This is a genomic window from Corynebacterium sp. ACRPH, assembly GCF_022347285.1.
In the GTDB taxonomy this organism is placed as follows: Bacteria; Actinomycetota; Actinomycetes; order Mycobacteriales; family Mycobacteriaceae; genus Corynebacterium.
In genome coordinates this window covers 1-17,555 of sequence record NZ_JAKRND010000026.1, presented here as the reverse complement: position 1 = coordinate 17,555, position 17,555 = coordinate 1, and the positions used below count along the sequence as shown (strand labels likewise).

The following is a 17,555-nucleotide window of genomic DNA, read 5'->3' as shown; positions in this document are numbered from 1 at the left end:
TCATCGAAAGTCCTGGCACCCGGCGGCAACACCCCCCGGATTATGGAAACTACAGGGCAAGTAAGCCATACCGGGACCAGCGACTATCCCCATTATCAGGGACACTCACAAGGTAACGGGCGAGGCGGGCGCAAGCACCGGCGCTGACGCTAGCCACCCTCAGGCGCGACACTCGCCGCCGTGGCTGCGAGTGCTGAGCCGGGCTTAGCCCTCCAGCACGAACCAGCGCGCGGTGTGCGCCGGGATCTGCAGCACGGCGGAGGCATCCATGCCATGGGAGCCGGTGGGTTCCGTGTGCAGGTCGCCGTTCACGCGCCCGGCGCCCTCGTACTGCACGTCGTCGGTGTTCAACACCTCGCGCCACGTGCCGGCCTGCGGCAGGCCGATGCGGTAGTTCTCCTGAGTGGTGCCCGAGAAGTTGATTACACACGCCAGCTCGCACCCACGGTGGCGTCGAATAAAGGAAAGAACGTTATTCGCCGAGTCGTCGCTGGCGATCCATTGGAAGCCCTCCGGCGCGTGATCCTGCCCCAGAGCGGGTTCGGAGTGGTAGAGCTTGTTCAACTGACTGGTCAGGGCGCTGATGCCACGGTGGAACTCGCCCTCCCAGCCCTCGAGGTCGTGCCAATCCAGGCCGCGGGACTCGTTCCACTCTTCGGTCTGGCCCCATTCTTGCCCCTGGAAGAGCAGCTTCTTGCCCGGGTGCGCCCACATGAACGCCAGGTAGCTGCGCACCATCGCCGCCTTGTCCCAGGCGGAGCCGGCGGGCATACGCGACCACAGGGTTCCCTTGCCGTGCACGACTTCGTCGTGGCTGATCGGCAGCACGTACTTCTCGGAGTAGGCGTAGACCATCGAGAACGTGATCTCATTGTGGTGGTAGCTGCGGTAGGCCGGGTCGCGCTGGATGTACTCCAGGCTGTCGTGCATCCAGCCCATGTTCCACTTCAGGCTGAATCCCAGGCCGCCCTCGCTGGTGGGGGCGGTCACGCCCAGCCAGGAGGTCGATTCCTCGGCGATAGTCAGTGACCCCGGGCACTCGCGGTGCACGGTGGCGTTCATTTCCTTCAGGAAGTCCACCGCATCCAGGTTCTCGCGGCCGCCGAACTGGTTGGGCAGCCAGTCATCGCGGGAGTAGTCGAGGTACAGCATCGAGGCCACAGCGTCCACGCGCAGACCGTCGATGTGGAACTCCTTGCACCAGTACAAAGCGTTGGCCACCAGGAAGTTGCGCACCTCGTTGCGCCCGAAGTCGAACACATAGGTGCCCCAGTCCGGCTGCTCGCCGCGGCGCGGATCCGGGTGCTCGTAGCAGGCCTCGCCGTCGAAGCGGCCCAGAGCCCAGCCGTCCTTGGGGAAGTGGCCGGGAACCCAGTCCATAATCACGCCGATACCGGCGCGGTGCAGCGAATCGATCAGGTAGCGCAGGTCGTCCGGGCCACCGTAGCGGTTGTTCGGTGCGTAGTAGCTGGTCACCTGGTAGCCCCAAGAAGGTTCAAAGGGGTGCTCGGAGACGCCCATGAGCTCTACGTGGGTGTAGCCCAGCCTCTGCACGTACTCCACCAGCTCCGCGGCCAGCTCCCGGTAGCTGCGTCCCTTGCGCCAGCTGCCTAGGTGCATCTCGTAAATGCTCATGGTCTCGTCCACGCCCACGGCGGCGCGGTGAGCTAGCCATTCGTCGTCACCCCAGGCGTAGTCGCTGTCCTCCACGACGATGGAAGCGGTCGCGGGCGCGGGCTCGGCCAGGCGCGCCATCGGGTCGGCCTTGTCCAGGCGCACGCCGTCGCCGGTGGTGATGGAGAACTTGTAGTGCGCCCCGGCGCCCACGCTGGGGATCCACAGCTCCCAGATGCCACTGCTACCCAGCGCGCGCATCGGGTGCTGGTTGGCGTTCCAGCCGTTGAAGTCGCCGATCACGGAAACACCCGCGGCATGCGGCGCCCACACGGAAAAGGCCACGCCACCGTCCACTACGTGCGCGCCGAGAACCTTCCACAGCTCCTCGTGACGGCCTTCGCCGATGAGGTAGCGGTCGAGGTCGCCGACGGTCGGCAGGCGCCGGTAAGGATCTTCCAGGGTGGCGGTGGTGCCGTCGGCCCAGGTGACTTCGAATACGTAGGTGTCCACGAAGTAGTCCACGGTCGCGGTGAATAGCGCTGGGTATTCTTCGGCCGCCGCCATCGGCACCGGCTCGCCGCCGTTGATGCGCACGGCGACGGACTCCGCCCCGCACTGGACAGTGCGGATGGTGGTGGTTCCGTCGCCGTTTTCGTGTGCCCCAAGCACGTCGTGCGGGGCGTGGTGCCTACGTTCTGCGAGCCGATGGTAATCGTGGTTCATACCCGCCGATTCTACCTGCGGGGATCGTATTCTTCCTGGGCTCGCGTGCAGACGCGCTCGCGCTCACCCTCACCAAGGGTGGGCAGCCGGAAGATGTGCGCAACCTGGAAGTCCGGATCCAGGCGCACGTAGTTGCTGGCGCCCCAGGTGTAGGTCTGGTTCGTCGGTAGATCGGTGACCTCGAAGTGCGCATCTTCCGGCGCGCCCAGGCCGAGCGCTTCGGTATCCAGGTGCACGGAGCCCTCGACGATCGCGTTGGGGTTCAGGTTCACCACCACGAGCACCGCGTTGCCGGTAACACCGTCGACCTTCGAGTACGCGAGGAGGTCGTCGCTCGTGGTCTCGTGCAAGCGCAGGGTGCGCTGTTGCTGTAGCGCCGGGTTTTCTTGACGCCACAGGTTCAGATCCCTGATCCATTCAGCGCAGTTGTCTACTGAGTAGTCGCGCGGACGCAGCTCGTACTTCTCGGAGTCCAGGTATTCCTCCGAGCCGGCGTGAACCGGCGTGGATTCGTAGATCTCAAAGCCGGAGTACACGCCCCACAGCGGGGAGAGGGTGGAGGCCAGAGCGGCGCGGATGGCGAACATGGCCTTGCCGCCGGTCTGCAGGGATTCGTGCAGGATGTCCGGGGTATTGACGAACAGGTTCGGGCGGAAGACATCGGCGTATTTGACGATGTCCCCGGCGAACTCCTCTAGCTCCTCCTTGGTGGTCTTCCAGGTGAAGTAGCTGTAGGACTGCGTGAATCCCGCCTTTGCCAGGCCGTAGAGGCGCGGCGGGCGAGTAAAGGCCTCGGAGAGGAAGACCACGTCCGGGTCGGTGGCGTGGACCTCGGCGATCAGCCACTGCCAGAAGTTCGTGGGTTTGGTGTGCGGGTTATCCACGCGGAAGATGCGTACGCCGCGGCCGATCCACAGGCGCACGACCTTCAGTACCTCGCGGTATAGTCCCTCCGGGTCGTTGTCGAAGTTCAGCGGGTAGATGTCCTGATACTTCTTCGGCGGGTTCTCGGCGTAGGCGATGGTGCCGTCCGGCAGCACGGTGAACCACTCCGGGTGCTCCTTAGCCCACGGGTGGTCGGGGGCGCACTGCAGTGCCAGGTCCAAGGCGACCTTCAGACCATGCTCGTTGGCGGCGGCGACGAAGTTCTCGAAGTCCTCGACGGTACCGAGGCGCGGGTGCACGGCCTCGTGGCCGCCGTCCTTGGAGCCGATGGCCCACGGGGATCCGACGTCCTCCGGGGTGGGGGTCAGAGTGTTGTTCTTACCCTTGCGGTTGATCTCGCCGATCGGGTGAATCGGCGGCAGGTACAGCACGTCGAAGCCCATGCCCGCGATGCGCGGCAGGTCCGCGCCAGCGGTGGCGAAGGTGCCGTGCACCGGGTTGCCGTCGGCATCCCAGCCGCCAGTGGAGCGGGGGAACATCTCGTACCAGGCACCCACGCCGGCGGTCTTTTCCTCCACCAGCACGTGGAACTCCGGGCCGCGGGTCAGCAGGTCGCGCAGCGGGCGCTTGTCCAGGGCCTCCTTGATCTCCGGAGACAGGGCGGTGGCCAGGCGCTCGTCAATGCTCAAGGACTCATCGCGCAGCTGGCCGGGTACGGAAGCCACCAGCTCCCGGTGCTTACGGGAGGCCTTTTCCGCCGCCCGCTCGAACAGGCGCGCGCCGAGCTCAAAATCATTGGCCAGCGCCTGGGCATCCTGTCCTGCGGCTACCTTCTTGGTGATTGCGTTGAACCATGTGGCCGCTGGGTCCGACCAGGCGTCAACACGAAAGGTCCACATACCCGGCACATCCGGAACGAACACGGCATGGCGACGGTCGACGTCATCGGGGTCAGGCGACATCGTGATCTTCGCGCGGCCACCCTCGGCACCGGCGGGGCGACGGACGACGAGGGTGGCGGAGATGGCGTCGTGCCCCTCGCGCCAGACGCTTGCGCTAACCGGGAACACCTGGCCGACGATGGCCTTTGCGGGGGTGGCTCCGTGGGAGATAACGGGGGAGATGCAGTCGATGCCGAGGCGGCCGGTCATGGGGAAGCTCCTTCAGATGGCAGTGGGGATCCGTTGGCGGTTCGCGTTGGTGCTTACACAGCAAGCCTATGTTGTTGGCACACTTCGCGCGGATCTTGAGGCACCATGGGGGAGTGAGCGAGAACGTGACGAACTTGATTTCCACCCCGGCCACCGCGCAGGCTGACGAGGACGACCTGATCGTAAACATGCGCAACGTCTCCGTTGTGCGCGACGGACGGGCCATCCTGGCGCCGATGGATTGGCAGGTGGAGCTGGACGAACGCTGGATCATCGTCGGCCCCAACGGGGCGGGCAAGACCACCCTGATGCGCCTGGCATCGGCGCAGATGTTCCCGACCACTGGCACCGTGAAGCTCATCGGCGAGCAGGTGGGCAAGGTGGACCTGCGCGAGCTGCGCACCGCCATCGGCATGAGCTCCTCGGCGCTGGCGCAGCGCGTGCCGGGGGATGAGAAGGTCGCGGATATCGTCATCTCCGCCGGTTATGACGTGCTGGGCCGCTGGCGCGAGGACTACGACGAGCTGGACTACGAGCGCGCCATCGAGATCCTGGAAAGCGTCGGCGCCTACCACCTGGCCGAGCAGACCTGGAGGACCCTAAGCGAAGGCGAACGCAAGCGCGTACTGATCGCCCGCGCCCTGATGAACGACCCCGAGCTGCTACTGCTGGACGAGCCGGGCGCCGGCCTGGACCTCGGTAGCCGCGAGGACTTGGTGGCGCTGCTGTCGGACCTGGCGGCGGATGCGGACTCGCCGGCGATCGTGATGATCACCCACCACGTGGAGGAGATCCCGCCGGGGTTCACCCACGCCCTGCTGCTGGATGAAGGCGAGGTTGTGGCCCAGGGAATCCTGGAAGACGTAATGACCAGCGAGAACCTCACCCGCGCCTTCCACCAGCCGATCGAGGTTAAGCACGAAGACGGCCGCTGGTTCGCCCGCCGCAGCCGCCAGCGCCGGGGTAGCCACCGTTCCGGTGGGGCCGGTGGAGCCAGTGGAGCCCGGTGAAGACAGCGACCACCGCTAGGAAGATCGGTAGACTCTGATCCATGAAGGAAAACCGTTTGGGCCCAGTGCAGCCACGTCACGCGTCAACGGTGATTCTGTTGCGCGACACGTTGTCGGGGATCGAGGTGTACGTCCAGGAGCGTGCCTCGACCATGAAGTTCTGCGCGGAGATGACGGTTTTCCCAGGCGGCGGGGTGGATTTCCGCGACATGCCGGGAGATGTCGACGGCGATGGCCACATGTCGCCAGCCATCAATTGGCAGGGCGCGGAAGTCAAGTGGTGGGCCAAGCGCCTGCAGAAGCCGGAAAGTATGGCCCGCGCCCTGGTGTGTGCCGCGGTGCGCGAAACCTTCGAGGAGTGCGGCACGCTGCTGGCCACCCACCGCGATGGCTCCCCAGTGGTGGACACCACGCCCTACCAGGAAGAACGCAAGCTGCTGGAGAACCACCAGCTGAGCTTCTCCGACTTCATGAGCAACAACAACCTGGTCTTGCGCTCCGACCTGCTGCGCCCCTGGGCCAACTGGGTCACCCCGGTAGAGCAGCCGATCCGCTACGACACAGCCTTCTTTGTGGCCGCTATGCCGGAGGGGCAGGAGACCCGGGCTGATACTCCGGAAGCCACTTCGACGGGCTGGTTCCGTCCCTCCACGCTGCTGGACGGGTGGCGCTCCCGCAAGATCTCCCTGATGCCGCCGACGTGGGCACAGCTGAAGTTGCTGGATACCTTCCGCACCGTCGAGGAGGTTCTGGAGTTTTCCTCCAGCCTTTCCGTCGATCCGGTGCTCGAGGAGCCCGTCGACGAGCCGTACATGGCCGAGTACTACCTGATGGAGCAGCAGATGTACGGCGCACCTACCCGCCAGTTCGCGCCGGGCATGAAGTTCGTCGTCGACCCCGCCGAGATGCCGGAGAACCCTTTCGCCAGCCGCCCCGACTCCTACGAGCAGTAGGACGCGCGCAAAGATGGCCTTTTCTGCTGCCGAGCTGGATTTTCTACTCACCGATTGCGCCGCTGGTTCGCCCCTTATTAATGACGCCACCACGTACCAGCTGACCAAGAAATCCCTCGTGCAGGACCTTTCCCACCTGCGTAAGGCACACGGCGAGCACGCTCGTGCCCTGGTGGAACTGGTACAGGCCCGCCGGGCAGGCAAGCTGCCGGAGAACTGGCTGATGGATAGTGAATCAGTCCAGCAGGCCACCCCGCCAGTGGTCGCCGCGTGGCGCGCGGAGGTGTTGAAGGCCGCCGGGGTGGAGGCTGCCGTGGATGTCACCTGCAGCATCGGCACCGAGCTGCACGCGCTTTCCGCTGCGGGCCTGCGCGTGCTGGGCGGGGACCTGGACCACCAGCGCCTGCGGATGGCTCGCTTCAATGTGCCCGAGGTTCCGGTCGTGCGGATGGATGCGCTGCGCCCCGCCTTCGTTGATGATCTGACATCCGGCACGCTGAAGTCCGGCATGCCGAGATCCGGCGTGGTGGTGGCGGACCCCGCACGCCGGAACTCCTCGGGGCGCATCGCCAAGCTGGAGGACCTGCAGCCACCACTGCCGGAGCTTATGGACTGCTACGACAATCTGGTGGTCAAATGTGCGCCGGGTATCGACTACTCCGAGTTTGACGGGCACGTGGAGGTCGTTTCCGTCGACGGAGGAGTAAAGGAGACGTGTCTTTATTCACCTGCGATCCTGGGGCGGGGACGCCGGGCGGTGGTGATGGGGGCGTCATCAGTTAAAGAAACAGTGACAAGCGACGAGCCCGAGACCGACCGCGTGGGCGGGGCAGGGCGCTACATCGTGGACCCCGACGGTGCCATCGTGCGCGCCGGGCTGGTGCGCCAGTACGCGGCGCGGCACGGGCTGTGGCAACTGGATCCGCACATCGCGTACCTGACAGGCGACGAGCTGCCCGCGGGCGTGCGTGGCTTTGAGGTTATTGAAGTAGTGCCGCTGAAGAAGGCGCGCCCCGCGTTGGTGACGTTAGGTGCCAAGAGCGTGGAAATCCTCGTGCGCGGCGTGGATGTGGACCCCGACGAGCTGCGGAAGAAGTGGAAGCTGAAGAAGGGCGGCGCGGGCGGAAGCAGTGCCGAGGCAGCGAATTCCGCGTACTCAGTGGTGGTTACGCGCATCGGCGAGGGCGGCGCCGCCAAGGCTGTGGCCTTTATCTGCCGGGCGCGCCGCAGCTCGCGGGGGTAGTTCTAAAACAATATAGGAAATTTGTGGCGGTGGTCACCTGGTGGTAGGTACTATGGTGCCAAATCACAATACCCAAGCAGGAAGGTCAACGAATGTCGAACATCGTTGTTCTGGTTAAGCAGGTGCCGGACACCTACTCCGAGCGCAAGCTCACCGACGATGACTTCACCCTCGACCGCGACAGCGCAGACGCTGTCCTGGACGAAATTAACGAAAACGCTGTTGAGGCTGCACTGCAGCTGAAGGAAGCAGACAGCTCCCGCAACGTCATCGTTCTGTCCGTCGGCCCGGAGCGCGCAACCGAGGCGCTGCGCAAGGCACTGTCCCTGGGCTGCGACGAGGCCAAGCTGGTTGTCGACGAGAACCTGGCTGGCTCCGACGCACTGGGCACCGCATGGACCCTGTCCAACGCCCTGAACCAGATCGAGGACATCGAGCTGATTATCGCCGGTAACGCCTCCACCGACGGTGGCGCTGGCTCCATCCCGGGCCTGCTGGCTGAGTACCGCCAGATCCCGGCTCTGACTCACATGGAAGAGCTGAGCGTTGAGGGCGGCAAGGTCACCGGTAAGCGCGTTACCGAAGAGGGCGTGTTCGGCCTGGAGGCTCCGACCCCGGCCATCGTGTCTGTGACTGAGAAGTCCAACACCCCGCGCTTCGCTGCCTTCAAGGGCATCATGGCTGCCAAGAAGAAGACCATCGAAGAGCTGTCTCTGGAAGAGATCGGCGTGGACGCTGCAAACGTTGGCCTGGCAAACGCCACCACCTCCGTTTCCGCTTCCACCCCGAAGCCGCCGAAGTCGGCTGGTGAGATCGTCAACGACGAGGGCGAGGGCGGCAAGCAGCTGGTCGAGTTCCTGGTCAAGGAAAAGCTGGTTTAAGGGAAGTAGGGATTTAAGGACATGACCAACGTACTAGTACTGGTTGAGCACGGTGAGGGTCAGCTGAAGAACTCCACCGTCGAGCTGATCACCGCTGCACGCGTGTTCGGCACCGTCGGCGCCGTTGTTGTTGGCGCTCCCGGCACCACCGAGAAGCTGCAGGGCGCACTGGCCGAGGCCGGCGCAGAGACCATCTACGCCGCAGAGTCCGATCAGGCAGAGTCCCTGCTGGTTACCCCGGAGGTCGACGCGCTGTCCGGCCTGGCAGCACAGCTGCAGGTTCCGGTTATCGTCTCCGCTACCGCAACGGGCAACGAGGTTGCAGGCCGCGTAGGCGCCCGTGTTGCTTCCGGTGTTCTGTACAACACCAGCAGCATCACCGCCGAGAAGTCCGCTGAGATCAGCATCTTCGGTGGCGCTTACACCGTTACCGCTTCCGCCGCTGGCGCATCCCCGGTCTTCACCCTGGCTCCGGGCTCCCTGGATCCGGAGCCGCAGGCTGCCGCCGGCAACGTCCAGCAGGTTGAGCTGCCGGGTGCTGGCACGACCGCCGTCACCATCACCTCCTTCGCTCCGGCTGAGGCTGGCGACCGTCCGGACCTGACCGAGGCCAACATCGTGGTCTCCGGTGGCCGTGGCGTGGGTGGCTCCGAGGGCTTCACCGACGTTGTCGAGCCGCTGGCCGACGTCATGGGTGCCGCTGTTGGTGCTTCCCGTGCGGCTGTGGACGCCGACTACTACCCGGGCAAGTTCCAGGTTGGTCAGACCGGTGTTACGGTCTCCCCGAACCTGTACATCGCACTGGGTATCTCCGGCGCTATCCAGCACAAGGCTGGTATGCAGACCTCCAAAACCATCGTTGCTGTGAACAAGGACGAAGAGGCTTCCATCTTCGAGATCGCAGACTTCGGTGTTGTCGGCGACCTGTTCAAGGTTGCTCCGCAGGCTACCGAGGAGCTGAAGAACCGCAAGTAGTTCTTCGCCCTAGGCTTTAACAGCCGGCGCCCTTTCGCTTAGCTTTTCGCAGGCGGGAGGGCGCCGGTTTTTCTTGTGCCCTGTTCGGCGCTATGCGTCCTGCTGTCGGATGTAGTCCTCCATGTACGGCAGTGTGAATCGCACGCGACCGAATCCCGCCGGCTCGATCAGATCGCGGGTAATGAGGCGGCTCCGCCAGGTGGACAGGCCTCTCGGCTCCACGCCCAGGTGAGTGGCGATGTCGCCAGTCTTGACAGCTCTCGTTGCCGGTGCTGCTGCACTCACCGGTTCTGGTTCGGACGCCCCTTCGTCGGCACTAATCGCAGCCATCGCGCGGAGGAAGTTCATTTCGCCCTCCGGCAGGCGGCTGAGCGCGGGCCGGTGGACGTGGCTAGTCATGCGGTCGATAGCCCGCTGGGAGGCCGTCTCCACGTGTGTGGCTTCGATGGTGTTCGAACTGTCGATCCCGGCAGCCGCCCAGGACAGTGCGCCAACCACTTGGATGAGGTATGGGTATCCGCGGCAAATGTCGGTGGCGCGGACTAGGGCGTCATCAGTAAAAGGGCGGCCAGAATCCGCGGCGGTGATGGCGAGGGTCTTCGAGACTTCCTCAGTCGGCACAGCGTGGAGGTCTACGCGGAAGGCGCGGCGGAGGAACGTGGTGCCCTCGTGCTGCAGTAGCGTGTCCACGCCGTGGGGTAGACCTGCGCAGACGAAGGCGATGTCGCGCTCGTCGCGCATGAGGTCCTGGACCGCTGTGGCCAGGCGGTGGAGCTGGTCGAGGTCGGCGGATTGCAGCTCGTCGAGGGTGATGAGGATGCCGGTGCCGGTGATCACGTCGGAGAGTTCGCGTAGGCGGGTGATGAGCGTCGGTACGCTACGGAGTTCTTCGGCCCGCGAGTGCGCTTCCGTGCGGAAGCTGCCCACGCCGGTGATGGAGGCCCCGGAAAGCTTGCGCTCCGGTGGCTGCTCGATGCTAGTGATGGCGGTGGGGATGGTCGTTTCAACCAGCTCCGCGATCATGTCGCTATTGGGGTAGGCGCGCAGGACGATCCAACCCTGGGCGCGGGCTTTGTCCTCGATCTCGTTAAGCAGCACCGTTTTGCCCACGCCACGGAGACCGCTGGCTAAGATCGTGCGGTGCGGGGAGCCGGGGCCTTCGGCGAGGCTGAGCTCGAAATCCTGCAGTAGTTCCGCTCTGCCCGCCAGGTAGTACGGCGACGTGCCGAAGCTGGGGCGGAAGGGGTTGCGTTTGCCGGGTGCAGCGGGCTGGCCTGAGGGATCGGACATGCCCCACAGCATAGTGGCACTCTGGCAAATTTTGTTAGATCCGTTAGATCTCGGCGGGCTTGTTAGAAGTGTTAGATCTGAGATCTCTGGGTCCGGCTGTGTCCTTGTCTGTGTCCTCGTCCTTCTTGTTCTTCCGAAGCATATAGATGATCGCGATGAGAAGGCCAGGAACCGTAAGGGCAAGAAGCGCGATCAGTACCATCAATAGAAACTCTGCGAGACCCATTGTTGTCGCTCCTGCAACCATCGACTCTGAGTACCAGAATACTAGCAGGGGCCAACAGCCCCATGAGCGGTGTGCGGCGCCCAAGAAGTAGGGTAGGGGCGTGAACAAGACCAACAGCGCAGAAACCGACGGCGCGGGAGCTGGTGCCGCGGGACGTAGTGCAGCGAGCGCGCGGGGGCGCCTGTATGTGGACAACGCGGCGTCTCAGGCCTTGCGCCCCGAAGCGCAGGAGGCGATGGAGCGCGCCGCGGAGCTGCTGAATCCGGCAGGCCAGTACAAGACCGGCCGCGATGCCCGCCGGAGCCTCGAGGACGCCCGTGAGCAGATCGCCGAACTCCTCGGCGCGGATGCAGCAGAGGTGATCTTCACCGGCTCCGGCACGGAGGCCGACAACATCGCCATCCAGGGGCTCGCGTTTGGTTCGAAGGCTCACCGTGGCGCACACGTGATCGCCAGCTCCGACATCGAACACCCCGCCGTGGTCGAGTCCGTCGACTGGCTCACGGCCGGGCCGCTCGATCTGGGCTTTGACCGTGCGGTTCTTCCTGTGGACGCCGCCGGCCGCATCCGCGCCGAAGACTGGATTGTCGGCCTAGAAGGTAGCGCGGGCGCGCCTAACGACCTCGCACTGCTGACCTGCATGTGGGCCAACAACGAGACCGGCGCTATCCAGCCGGTGGAGACTCTCGCCAGTTTCGCCCGCGACAACGGCGTGCCCTTCCACACCGACGCAGTGCAAGCCGTCGGCCACGTCCCCGTCGACTTCCACGCCCTCGGCGCCACCACGCTGGCCGCCAGCGCCCACAAGTTCGGAGGCCCGAAAAACACGGGCCTGCTGCTTGCCCGCCGGGACGCGGACATCTTAAGCCCCGTGCACGGGGGCGGCCAGGAGCGAAAGCTCCGCTCCGGCACCGTGAACGTGCAGGGTGCAGTGGGATGTGCGGCGGCGTTGGCGTCATCAATTAAAGAACTAGAACAAGCAACCGCCAGAATGCGCGTGGCGCGCGAGAGGCTACGGGCGGCGGCGCAGGGCATTGACGGCGTGCGGATTTGGACTCCTGAGGTCGGCGCGCTGCCCGGGCACCTGCACATGAGCTTCCCCGGCGCGGAGGGCGACTCGCTGATCATGCTTTTGGACGCCGCCGGGGTGGATGCATCGACGGGCTCCGCCTGCAGCGCCGGGGTGAACCGCGCCAGCCACGTGCTGACCGCCATGGGCGTGCCAGTGGACGTTGCCCGTGGTGCGCTGCGGATAACTCTGGGGACGGACATCACCGACGACCAGGTCGAGTACCTGGCGGGCATCCTGCCGCGCGTGGTCGAGCAGGCCCGCGCCGCTGGAATGGCCTAGCTGGGTGGGCCAGCTGAATGGCTCAGCGGAATGGCCTAAGAGGCCGGTACGCGAGTAGGGTGCCAAACATGCGAGTAGTAGCAGCAATGAGTGGCGGTGTGGATTCCGCCGTCGCGGCCTCCCGAGCGCTCGAGGCCGGGCACGAAGTGATCGGCGTACACCTGGCGCTATCCCAGTCTCCCGAGGCCGTGCGGGCGGGTTCGCGCGGGTGCTGCTCCCTGGAGGACTCCGCGGACGCACGCCGCGTGGCCGACAAGCTGGGGATTCCTTTCTACGTGTGGGATTTTTCTGACCGCTTCAAGGCCGACGTGATCGACGATTTCGTGGATTCCTACGCCATCGGTGAGACTCCGAACCCGTGCCTGCGGTGCAACGAGAAGATCAAGTTCGAGGCGCTGCTGGACCGTTCCATCGCGCTGGGATTCGACGCAGTGGTGACCGGGCACTACGCTCGCCTGCACGACGGCGTGATGCGCCGCGGAGTGGACGCCAACAAGGACCAGTCTTATGTGCTGGGCGTGCTGACCGACGAGCAGCTGGCACACTGCATGTTCCCGGTTGGAGACACGATCAAGCCGGAGATCCGCGAAGAAGCGAAGGACCACGGTTTCGGCGTGGCTTCCAAGCCGGACTCCCACGACATCTGCTTCATTCCCGACGGCCAGACGCAGGCGTTTCTAGGCAAGCAGATCGGCCTGCGACCGGGGCTGATGAAGGACCAGGACGGTTCGACCGTCGCGGAGCACGACGGCGTGTATGGCTTCACCATCGGCCAACGCAAGGGCTTGGGACTTCCGCGCGAGGGGCTGGACGGCAAGCCGCGCTATGTGACGGATATTGACGCCGCCACGGGCACCGTCACCATCGGCCAGCGCGACGATCTACGGGTCGGTGGGATTACGGCCGATCGGCTGAAGCGCCTGGACCCTTCCGTGCACGGCCGCGAGTTTGAGTGCGAGGTGCAGGTGCGCGCCCACGGTGGGGTAGTGCCCGCCACCGCACGGCTGGTGGACGACCCGGAGGGGACCACGCCGGCGGGGCGTGTCAAGAAGGAGGGGGAGAGCCCGTGGCGCCTGGAGCTGGACCTGCACGAGCCGCTGCAAGGTGTGGCGCGCGGTCAGGCCGCCGTGGTCTACCAGCCGGACGCCGAAGGCGACATCCTGCTGGGCAGCGGCACCATCCGCGCTACCGCGCCGTGGAGCGACGCCGAAGCCGCTGGCAGCGCAGATGAGTGCGCAACGCCGGCAGAGGCTTAGCGCGGTGATGGCAGACAACACCGAGCAGTCGGAGCCGATCGGGCGCCTGGGGTGGTGGGAGAACACCGTCACGGATCACGCGGAGGTGCGCGCCGCGATCCAGTCTGCACTGACCCGCACGTGCGACGTGGACGAGGACACGGGCGTGCCCCCGGTTTTGTCGTTCCCGCGCTGCGGGCGGGCGGGGGACCTTACTGCGCTGACGACTAGCTTCGCGCAGCTGCCGATTCGCGCTAATCCCCGTGGCTGGGAGCTGACCGCCCACCCGAGCCTGGAATCCCGGCGCATGGACGGCTGGGTACGCGAGGCGACGGATGCCGCCGAGGAGCTGCTGGCGGGCAAGGTCGAGCGGCTGATGCTGCACGTTACCGGCCCGTGGACCTTCGGTGCGGAGGTGGAGTTCCGCGGCCACCCCGTGCTGCGCGACCGTCCGGCGTTTAAGGATTGCGCCCTGCACCTGGGCTTCGGCGTGGAGCAGGTCGCGGGCGCGCTGTCGGCGGCGCTCGGCTGTGAGGTCATCATTGCACTCCACGAGCCGCGCGTCCGCGAGGTCATTGGCGGCCTGCCCGGCGCCACCCGCTTCGATACCATCCCCGCCGTCGACCGTGAGTTCATCTACGGGGTGTGGCAGCGCTTCCAGCAGCAGGTCGCGCGTCCGGTGGTGCTGGACACGGGGTCTTTTATCGATGACGCCCTCTCGCACGCGCCCGGCTTCCATCGCATCGTGGTGCCCGCGGATCAGTTGCAGACAACCAGCGGTAAAGACCTGGTTGGCGGGATGATTGGACGCGGCCAGGGGATTGGTTGGGCGGTGCCCCAGGCGGCTCCGTCAGCCGGCGGGGATACCGCCGGCGCCCCAGGGAATACTGCTGCTCATCCGGGGCCAGCCGGTGGGGAGAGTGTCGGCGCCACTGCCGAGGACGTCAGCGGGGCCGACGTGGAGGCCGCCGCGGGCGACATCGCCCGCGCTGTTCTGCGCCAGTGGGAGCAGTGGACCCTGCCCGCCGACGAACTGCCGGGGCTGGTGGACCTTGTGGTGCCCGAGGGCAAGCGCACCGCCGCGCAGGCCTCCGTGGCTGCAGCTCGGGCGCGCCACGCGGCGGAGCTGCTCTGGCGCAACTGATTTCGCAACTGAGGCCGTACCAGCGCAGAACGGCGCGTCTGAGCGCGCCTGAGCGCGGTGCACGCCAGCCGTGCTAAAACTCCTCGTAGACCGCCGGATCCTGGTTCTTCCGGCGCCCATCCGGGTGCCCCAGCGCGGTGATCGCTTCGATCTCTGCGTCGCTCAGCGTCACGTTCAGCGAGTCCAAGTTTTCGCGCTGCCGCTCCTCAGAAGCAGCCTTCGGGATCGCCAGCACCCCGCGGCCGCGGTGCCACGCTAGGACGACCTGCCCGGGGGTTGCGGAGTGGGCTTCAGCAATCTCGGCAATGACCGGCTCCTCCAGAACCGCGCCGCGCAACAGCGGCGACCATGCCTGCGTTACGATGCCGAGCTCGCGGTGTGCCGCGACGGCCTCGGCCTGCGGGAAGTGCGGGTGCAGCTCGATCTGGTTGACCACCGGGTACTCGCGGGTAGCGGCGTGGACGGCCTCCAGGTGCTCGGGCAGGAAGTTGCACACGCCCACGTGGCGGATCAGCCCGCGTTCGCGCAGCTCCAGCAGCGTTTCGAAGGCTTCGACATAGTGGCCCTGCTTGGGATTCGGCCAGTGGATGAGGTGCAGGTCGATGCTATCCAGCCCCAAACGGAAGAGGGATTCTTCGACGGAAGCTACAGCGTCGTCGTGCCGCTGGTAGCGGCCGGGCAGCTTTGAGGTGACGATCACCTCGTCGCGGCGGATCGCGCTGGCAGAGTCCGCGGCGTCAGGTGCGCCCGCGGTTCCGGCCGCTGCGTTTCCGGGCGCTGGGTAGCCAGTCGCGGCGCGGATGCCCGCGCCCACAGCGCCCTCGTTTTCGTAGTTGTAGGCCGTGTCGATCAGGCGGTAGCCCGCGCGGATGCCCGCGGCCACGGAGTCCGCGCCCGCCTGGCCCTGCAGCTTGTATGTGCCGAGCCCGATCTCAGGGAGGGAAAGTGCTGTGGTTTCAGTCATTCGTTCCTGCCTCTCTACTCAGTTCAGTTTTGCGCCGTTCGGTTTGCGCCGTTTTCTAGCAGTTCCTTAAAGCTTGCCTCGTCCAGCACCGGCACGCCCAGGTCCTCGGCCTTCTTCAACTTGGAACCGGCCTTCTCACCCGCCACCAGGAAGTCCGTCTTCTTTGACACGCTGCCCGCCGCCTTGCCGCCTCGGGCCTCGATGGCCTCCTTCGCAGCCGTGCGGTCAAAGTCCTCCAGCGAACCGGTGACTACGATCGTCAGGCCCTCCAACAGCGCAGAATCCACGCCATCCGCCTCTCCGGAAGCTTCCCCGGCCTCCTGGTGCATCCGCACGCCAGCAGCCGCCCAGCGATCCACGATCCGGCGGTGCCAATCCACCGTGAACCAATCCGAAATCGACTCCGCGATCGTCCCGGCCACGCCGTCGATACCGGCCATGTCCTCCACTGAAGCAGAGGCGATGTCTTCCACTGACTCGAAATGCTTCGCCAAAGCCTTCGCCGCAGTTGGACCTACGTGCCGGATGGACAGCGCGACCAGCACTCGCCACAGGTCTGCCTCCTTCGCCGTCTGCAGCTTCTCCAGCAGAGTCTCACCGGACTTATTCAGCTTCCCGGCCTTCGTCGCATACGAGCTGGTCTTTTCCAGATCCTTGGCGGTCAGGTCGAATAGCTCCGACTCGTCGGCCAACACACCGGAATGGATCAGATCATAAGCGCCCTTTTCCCCCAAAGCGTCGATATCAAACGCCTTGCGAGAAGCCAGATACGTCAACCGGGTATGCAACTGACCAGGGCAGTATTGAGTGTTGGGGCAACGCCAGTCGGCGTCACCAACCTTCGAAGGAGCCAAACGGGTGCCGCACTCGGGGCAAAACGTCGAGAACAGGAAAGGCCGCTCCGCGCCCGTGCGCTTATCCTCGACTGGGCCCAGCACCTCTGGGATGACCTCGCCGGCCTTGCGGATGGTGATCGTATCGCCCAGCATCACGCCCTTGCGGTGGGCCTCCGTCGGGTTGTGCAGTGTGGCATCCGATATCGTGGAGCCCGCAATATACTTTGGCGCCACGATGGCCTTAGGCGTAGCCCGACCCGTGCGGCCAATGCCGACGCGGATGTTGTGCAGCGTGGTCATCGCCTCTTCCGGCGGGTACTTGTACGCGATCGCCCAGCGTGGGGCACGGCTGGTGTGGCCGAGCTCCAGCTGCTCTTCCAAGGAATCGACCTTGACGACTAGCCCGTCCATCTCGTGCGCCGCGTCGTGGCGGTGTTCACCCCAGTACTCGACCTGCTGCTGGACCTCGTTGGCGGAGTGAACCTGCTTGGTGTAAGGGCTAACCGGCAGCCCCCACGCGGCAATCGCGCGGTACGCATCGTGCTGGGACGCGGGGGAGAAGCCCTCGCGCGCGCCGATACCGTGGCAAATCAACTTCAGCGGGCGCTTGGCCGTCTCCGCGGAATTCTTCTGCCGCATCGCGCCGGCGGCGGCATTGCGGGGGTTGGCGAACATCTTCAGCCCCTCGGCCTGGCGCTGGGCGTTCATGGCGGCGAAATCCTCGACGTCGATGAACACCTCGCCGCGGATTTCCACCAGAGCCGGTACGGGGAATTCGTCGGTGCCGTGGAGGGTATCCGGGATGTCGTCGAGGGTCCGCGCGTTGTGGGTGATGTCCTCGCCCGTCGTACCGTCGCCGCGGGTCAGCGCGAGTTCCAGCTGGCCGTCGATGTAGAGGAGGTTTATTGACGCCCCGTCGATCTTCAGCTCCGTCAGATATGTCTTCGCGGGGGTGCGGTCCAGCCAGCCGGCGAGTTGCTCGGTATCAAAGACGTTGTCCAGGCTGAGCATCTGCTCGCGGTGGTCGACGTTGCGGAACGGACTGCTGGTGGGCGGGGCGGGGGCGACTTC

General features: G+C 65.5%; 13 protein-coding genes. 8 read left to right on the top strand and 5 right to left on the bottom strand.

What is annotated here, in order from left to right; genetic code table 11:
* Positions 1-204: 204 nt before the first annotated feature.
* Together glgB and MHX66_RS10150 are read right to left on the bottom strand one after the other, a co-directional pair.
* Positions 205-2,340 (bottom strand): 1,4-alpha-glucan branching protein GlgB, encoded by a 2,136-nt coding sequence (glgB, locus tag MHX66_RS10155; RefSeq protein ID WP_239202793.1) that lies wholly within the window; start codon positions 2,338-2,340, stop codon positions 205-207.
* An 11-nt stretch (positions 2,341-2,351) separates the two neighbouring features.
* Positions 2,352-4,376, bottom strand: coding sequence for an alpha-1,4-glucan--maltose-1-phosphate maltosyltransferase (locus tag MHX66_RS10150; RefSeq protein WP_239202791.1), 2,025 nt, complete (start codon positions 4,374-4,376; stop codon positions 2,352-2,354).
* A 68-nt stretch (positions 4,377-4,444) separates the two neighbouring features.
* Between MHX66_RS10150 and MHX66_RS10145 the strand changes: the two genes are divergently transcribed.
* The 5 genes from MHX66_RS10145 (at position 4,445) to MHX66_RS10125 (ending at position 9,438) form a co-directional block, all read left to right on the top strand.
* A complete protein-coding gene (locus tag MHX66_RS10145) occupies positions 4,445-5,386 on the top strand; it encodes an ABC transporter ATP-binding protein (RefSeq protein ID WP_239202789.1) in 942 nt (313 codons plus the stop codon).
* Positions 5,387-5,427: 41 nt separating this feature from the next.
* Positions 5,428-6,339 carry an NUDIX hydrolase gene (locus tag MHX66_RS10140; protein WP_239202787.1) on the top strand — a complete coding sequence of 304 codons (912 nt, stop codon included), beginning with the start codon at positions 5,428-5,430 and terminating at the stop codon, positions 6,337-6,339.
* A 13-nt stretch (positions 6,340-6,352) separates the two neighbouring features.
* Complete coding sequence (locus MHX66_RS10135) at positions 6,353-7,582, top strand: SAM-dependent methyltransferase (protein WP_239202785.1); 1,230 nt, start codon at positions 6,353-6,355, stop codon at positions 7,580-7,582.
* 92 nt (positions 7,583-7,674) lie between these two features.
* Positions 7,675-8,463, top strand: a complete 789-nt coding sequence (locus tag MHX66_RS10130) for an electron transfer flavoprotein subunit beta/FixA family protein (RefSeq protein WP_034985575.1) — start codon at positions 7,675-7,677, stop codon at positions 8,461-8,463.
* Between the two features lie 21 nt (positions 8,464-8,484).
* The gene (locus MHX66_RS10125; protein WP_239202783.1) at positions 8,485-9,438 is read left to right on the top strand and encodes an electron transfer flavoprotein subunit alpha/FixB family protein; all 954 of its coding nucleotides are present in this window, start codon (positions 8,485-8,487) and stop codon (positions 9,436-9,438) included.
* A gap of 90 nt (positions 9,439-9,528) precedes the next feature.
* Here MHX66_RS10125 and MHX66_RS10120 read toward each other — a convergent pair whose 3' ends face one another.
* Complete coding sequence (locus tag MHX66_RS10120) at positions 9,529-10,728, bottom strand: ATP-binding protein (RefSeq protein ID WP_239202781.1); 1,200 nt, start codon at positions 10,726-10,728, stop codon at positions 9,529-9,531.
* 326 nt (positions 10,729-11,054) lie between these two features.
* Between MHX66_RS10120 and MHX66_RS10115 the strand changes: the two genes are divergently transcribed.
* The 3 genes from MHX66_RS10115 (at position 11,055) to MHX66_RS10105 (ending at position 14,684) form a co-directional block, all read left to right on the top strand.
* Positions 11,055-12,305: a cysteine desulfurase family protein gene (locus tag MHX66_RS10115; RefSeq protein ID WP_370646308.1), complete on the top strand. Its 1,251-nt coding sequence runs from the start codon at positions 11,055-11,057 to the stop codon at positions 12,303-12,305.
* Between the two features lie 68 nt (positions 12,306-12,373).
* The gene (gene mnmA / locus MHX66_RS10110) at positions 12,374-13,561 is read left to right on the top strand and encodes a tRNA 2-thiouridine(34) synthase MnmA (protein WP_239202780.1); all 1,188 of its coding nucleotides are present in this window, start codon (positions 12,374-12,376) and stop codon (positions 13,559-13,561) included.
* A gap of 7 nt (positions 13,562-13,568) precedes the next feature.
* Positions 13,569-14,684 (top strand): hypothetical protein, encoded by a 1,116-nt coding sequence (locus tag MHX66_RS10105; protein ID WP_239202779.1) that lies wholly within the window; start codon positions 13,569-13,571, stop codon positions 14,682-14,684.
* Between the two features lie 73 nt (positions 14,685-14,757).
* On the opposite strand, the gene MHX66_RS10100 is transcribed toward MHX66_RS10105, so the two are convergent.
* Both MHX66_RS10100 and ligA read right to left on the bottom strand, forming a co-directional pair.
* A complete protein-coding gene (locus MHX66_RS10100; protein ID WP_239202778.1) occupies positions 14,758-15,648 on the bottom strand; it encodes an aldo/keto reductase in 891 nt (296 codons plus the stop codon).
* A gap of 23 nt (positions 15,649-15,671) precedes the next feature.
* Positions 15,672-17,555, bottom strand: a 1,884-nt coding sequence (ligA, locus tag MHX66_RS10095) for an NAD-dependent DNA ligase LigA (protein WP_239202777.1), incomplete at its 5' end; no start/stop codon positions are given.

Excerpts from the sequence above, each read along its gene's own strand:
- glgB (WP_239202793.1), bottom strand. The coding sequence starts at position 2,340 with ATGAACCACGATTACCATCGGCTCGCAGAACGTAGGCACCACGCCCCG.
- MHX66_RS10150 (WP_239202791.1), bottom strand. The coding sequence starts at position 4,376 with ATGACCGGCCGCCTCGGCATCGACTGCATCTCCCCCGTTATCTCCCAC.
- MHX66_RS10145 (WP_239202789.1), top strand. The coding sequence starts at position 4,445 with ATGTTGTTGGCACACTTCGCGCGGATCTTGAGGCACCATGGGGGAGTG.
- MHX66_RS10140 (WP_239202787.1), top strand. The coding sequence starts at position 5,428 with ATGAAGGAAAACCGTTTGGGCCCAGTGCAGCCACGTCACGCGTCAACG.
- MHX66_RS10135 (WP_239202785.1), top strand. The coding sequence starts at position 6,353 with ATGGCCTTTTCTGCTGCCGAGCTGGATTTTCTACTCACCGATTGCGCC.
- MHX66_RS10130 (WP_034985575.1), top strand. The coding sequence starts at position 7,675 with ATGTCGAACATCGTTGTTCTGGTTAAGCAGGTGCCGGACACCTACTCC.
- MHX66_RS10125 (WP_239202783.1), top strand. The coding sequence starts at position 8,485 with ATGACCAACGTACTAGTACTGGTTGAGCACGGTGAGGGTCAGCTGAAG.
- MHX66_RS10120 (WP_239202781.1), bottom strand. The coding sequence starts at position 10,728 with ATGTCCGATCCCTCAGGCCAGCCCGCTGCACCCGGCAAACGCAACCCC.
- mnmA (WP_239202780.1), top strand. The coding sequence starts at position 12,374 with ATGCGAGTAGTAGCAGCAATGAGTGGCGGTGTGGATTCCGCCGTCGCG.
- MHX66_RS10105 (WP_239202779.1), top strand. The coding sequence starts at position 13,569 with ATGGCAGACAACACCGAGCAGTCGGAGCCGATCGGGCGCCTGGGGTGG.
- MHX66_RS10100 (WP_239202778.1), bottom strand. The coding sequence starts at position 15,648 with ATGACTGAAACCACAGCACTTTCCCTCCCTGAGATCGGGCTCGGCACA.